The sequence below is a fragment of the Petralouisia sp. genome, assembly GCF_056822245.1.
Genome location: NZ_JBQIOP010000103.1, coordinates 1 through 3263, shown reverse-complemented (window position 1 = coordinate 3263; position 3263 = coordinate 1). Strand labels below are relative to the sequence as shown.

Sequence of the window (3263 nt, the reverse complement as noted above, 5' to 3'; positions counted from 1 at the left end):
GGCTTTGTTAAAAATGTGCAGGGACGCGGATGTTTCGTAATGGGGTCTGGTTCAGAACTGATTAAGGAGCAGCTTATTTGCAAAGTAGAAAACAATCTTACCGAAGCAATAAAAGCAGCAAAAATGGCAAATCTATCCACAGAGGAATTACATCGGCTTTTGGACATTTTAACGGAGGTAAAAACAGATGACTAATTATTTAGAGGTAACGAACCTTTCAAAATCTTTTGATTCCTTTCAGCTTCACAATATCAGCTTTACTTTGCCAAAGGGCTATATTATGGGCTTGATCGGTCCGAATGGTTCTGGCAAAACGACGACAATCAAACTGATTTTGAACATGCTGGGGCGCACCGGCGGCACAGTCAAAGTGATGGGGCTGGATAATATCACAGAAGAACAAAAAGTAAAATCAGAGCTGGGTGTTGTTTTCGATACAAATTATTTCAGTGATGATTGGAAAGTGTCGCAGGTTGAAAAATCCATTTCGGTATTTTATCCAAATTGGAACAGGCAGAAATTTGCGGATATGTTGCGGAAATTTCACATTGCACCTACCAAAAAGGTAAAAGAACTTTCCAAAGGTATGCAGATGAAGTTAATGCTTGCCTGTGCGTTTTCATACAACGCTAAACTGCTGATTCTCGACGAGCCGACCAGTGGGCTTGATCCGGTTTCCAGAGATGAACTTTTGAAAATTCTTTCAGAGTATATTGAAGATGGCGAGCATAGTGTTTTGTTCTCCACCCATATCACAGGCGATTTGGAGCGTGCAGCCGACTATATTACCTACATCAGTTATGGCAAGCTGTTCTTTACTGGCAGCAAAGATGATTTTGTAGATATATTCCGCATTGTAAAAGGTGGAATTGAAGAACTGTCCGATGATCTGAAAAATAAGGCGGCTGGTATTCGTACATTCCCTACGGGATTTGAAGCTCTGATGAAAACTGAAGATATCAGCGGTTTTTCAAACCTGACCGTTGAGCCTGCCACTATTGATGAAATTGTAGTATTTACAAGCAAGAAAGGTGACGATTATGAGTAATATTTTGAAATCCACAAAATTTGATATTGCATTGGTAAAACCATATTTTAAGACAATTTGCTTTACCCTGCTCCTGCCGATTGTGTTTGCTGCAATCAACCGTTCTTTGCTGACGGGGGTATCATTCGCTATGTGCTTTATTGCCATGACAACGGGATATATCTTTTCCATCACAGAAAAAAACAGCATGGATCGTCTGTTTGGTATTTTACCTGTTCGTAAAAGCGAGCTTGTAATCGGACGATATGTTTTCGTCCTTGCAATGGGGCTTCTTTCCCTGATTATTTCTTTGATTGTACAGCCGCTTGTCTTGAAAGTGCTGGGGGAAACAGTTGGTGTATTTGACATTGTGACTGCCGCTATTGCAGGAATATTCTTATTTGCACTCTATACGGTGTTCCAGATTCCGGGATATTACAAGTACGGTTCAATCAAAGGACGGGTATTTATGTATATCCCAGTGGCCGGTTTTTTGGTGACTTTACTTCTTCTCTCTAAAATTCCAGCTATCGGAAACTCAATTATTTCAGTCGTTGAATCTTTCCCGATACTTCTCGTTTTTCTTGCAGTTTTTGCTATTGTCGTGATGTATGCGGTTTCCATCATCTTGTCCATTAGGATTATGAAGAAGAAAGAAATGTGAGGTGATTGTATGGATTTCACAATTTTAGCAGTTGTGCTTTTGATCGGTGTTGGTGTTCCTATCCGTAATAAACTCATACGGAAATATCGGGATAAAAAGAAACAAGAAGATAATAAGGATAAACTGAAATAATTTATAAACAGCGCCGAGAAGAATATGAAAATATCTTCTTCGGTGCTGCTTTTTAATAGAGTCATATTTTGCTGATAGATTTTCAAAAATCCGTCCGCTGTAACATTTCGCGGACATTTGCCTGTTATACTATCTGCAAAAAGCAAAGGAAGTGAGGATATGAAACAGATTTTAATTGTCGAGGACGACAGTTTTTTGAATAAGATGTTGGCCTATAACCTGACCGCAGACGGGTACGGCGTGACTTCTGCCCTGAATGCCAGGACCGCAGCTGATGTCCTGCGCCAGCGGGAATTTGATTTAGTGCTGCTGGACATCAACCTGCCGGGTGGGAATGGTTTTGAACTGTGCAAGCTGATAAAGCCCCAGCACCCGGATACCATTGTAATCTTCCTGACCGCCAACGATCAGGAAAGCGACCAGATACGGGGCTATGAGGTGGGCGCGGTGGACTACATCACAAAGCCCTTTGTGATCGGGGCCTTGCAGCGGAAAATCAAAGCCATGTTCGCCATGCTGGAACACCACAAACCGGCCAAGGACATTTACGACGACGGGCGGCTGTTTCTGGACTTCTCGGAGCAGGCGGCTTCCCTAAACGGCAAGCCCCTGACCTTATCCCCGATGGAGTACAAAATGCTGAACCTGTTCCGTAAAAATCCCCGGCAAGTGCTGACCCGTGGGCAGCTTCTGGAAAAGCTGTGGGATATAGACGAGAAGTTTGTGGATGAACACACCCTGACAACCTCCATCAGCCGGATTCGCAGCAAGATCGAATCCGACGGCGGCACGCCCTACATCAAGACCGTTTACGGCATGGGCTATCAGTGGACGGGAGGCGAGGCGAAATGAAGTTTCAAAACCTCTCGGTAAAGCGGCTGTTTGGCCGGGTGGCAATAGGGCTTGTCCTCTCTATGTCCGGGATTACCATAGCCCTGTTTTTTGTGACAAAACAAACGGCGGCGCTGCTGACTGGCGGGGCGCTGCTGCTGTGCGCCCTTGTGGGGATTTTTGTACTGACGCAGGTGTTTGGAAAGCGGCTGTCGCAGTTTACCGCTGACCTATGCCAGACCTTAGACCACATGATCGCCGGAAATGAAGCGCCCCAGCGCCCGGAGGACAGCGAAACCCAGCTTGCCAGAATCGGACACCGGCTGGCAAGGCTTTATCAGATCATGCAGGAGAACCGCCGTCTTGTGGACGAGGAACGGCAGGAGTTACAGACCCTTGTGTCGGATATTTCCCATCAGGTGAAAACGCCGGTAAGCAATCTGAAAATGGCGGCGGACACCCTGCTGGAAAAGCCCATGACCGAGGCGGAGCGCACTGACTTTATCTTGGGAATCCGCAGCCAGACGGATAAGCTGGATTTTCTCTTTCAGGCCCTTGTGAAAACCTCCCGGCTGGAAACGGGCGTGATCCAGTTGGATAAGAAACCGG

The 3263-nt window shown here is 45.5% G+C and carries 5 protein-coding genes and 1 pseudogene; all 6 read left to right on the top strand.

The genetic code is table 11. The features are described from left to right. Window positions 1-195: pseudogene (locus ACTO17_RS19680) on the top strand (GntR family transcriptional regulator); the annotation flags it as partial. Next, on the top strand, window positions 188-1048 hold the full coding sequence (locus tag ACTO17_RS19675) for an ABC transporter ATP-binding protein (RefSeq protein WP_482559122.1): 861 nt from the start codon (window positions 188-190) through the stop codon (window positions 1046-1048). The pseudogene ACTO17_RS19680 and the gene ACTO17_RS19675, both read left to right, overlap by 8 nt. After that, window positions 1041-1691 (top strand): ABC-2 transporter permease, encoded by a 651-nt coding sequence (locus ACTO17_RS19670; protein ID WP_482559121.1) that lies wholly within the window; start codon window positions 1041-1043, stop codon window positions 1689-1691. Before ACTO17_RS19675 ends, ACTO17_RS19670 begins: the two co-directional genes overlap by 8 nt. Window positions 1692-1700: 9 nt before the next feature. Continuing rightward, complete coding sequence (locus ACTO17_RS19665) at window positions 1701-1823, top strand: hypothetical protein (RefSeq protein ID WP_262348839.1); 123 nt, start codon at window positions 1701-1703, stop codon at window positions 1821-1823. Between the two features lie 159 nt (window positions 1824-1982). Then, window positions 1983-2675, top strand: a complete 693-nt coding sequence (locus tag ACTO17_RS19660; RefSeq protein WP_482559120.1) for a response regulator transcription factor — start codon at window positions 1983-1985, stop codon at window positions 2673-2675. Continuing rightward, a partial coding sequence (locus tag ACTO17_RS19655; protein ID WP_482559119.1) for a histidine kinase dimerization/phospho-acceptor domain-containing protein occupies window positions 2672-3263 on the top strand: 592 nt, incomplete at its 3' end. The genes ACTO17_RS19660 and ACTO17_RS19655, both read left to right, overlap by 4 nt.

Bases quoted from the DNA above. Each gene is read 5' to 3' on its own strand.
- ACTO17_RS19660 (WP_482559120.1), top strand. From the start codon at position 1,983: ATGAAACAGATTTTAATTGTCGAGGACGACAGTTTTTTGAATAAGATG.
- ACTO17_RS19665 (WP_262348839.1), top strand. From the start codon at position 1,701: ATGGATTTCACAATTTTAGCAGTTGTGCTTTTGATCGGTGTTGGTGTT.
- ACTO17_RS19670 (WP_482559121.1), top strand. From the start codon at position 1,041: ATGAGTAATATTTTGAAATCCACAAAATTTGATATTGCATTGGTAAAA.
- ACTO17_RS19675 (WP_482559122.1), top strand. From the start codon at position 188: ATGACTAATTATTTAGAGGTAACGAACCTTTCAAAATCTTTTGATTCC.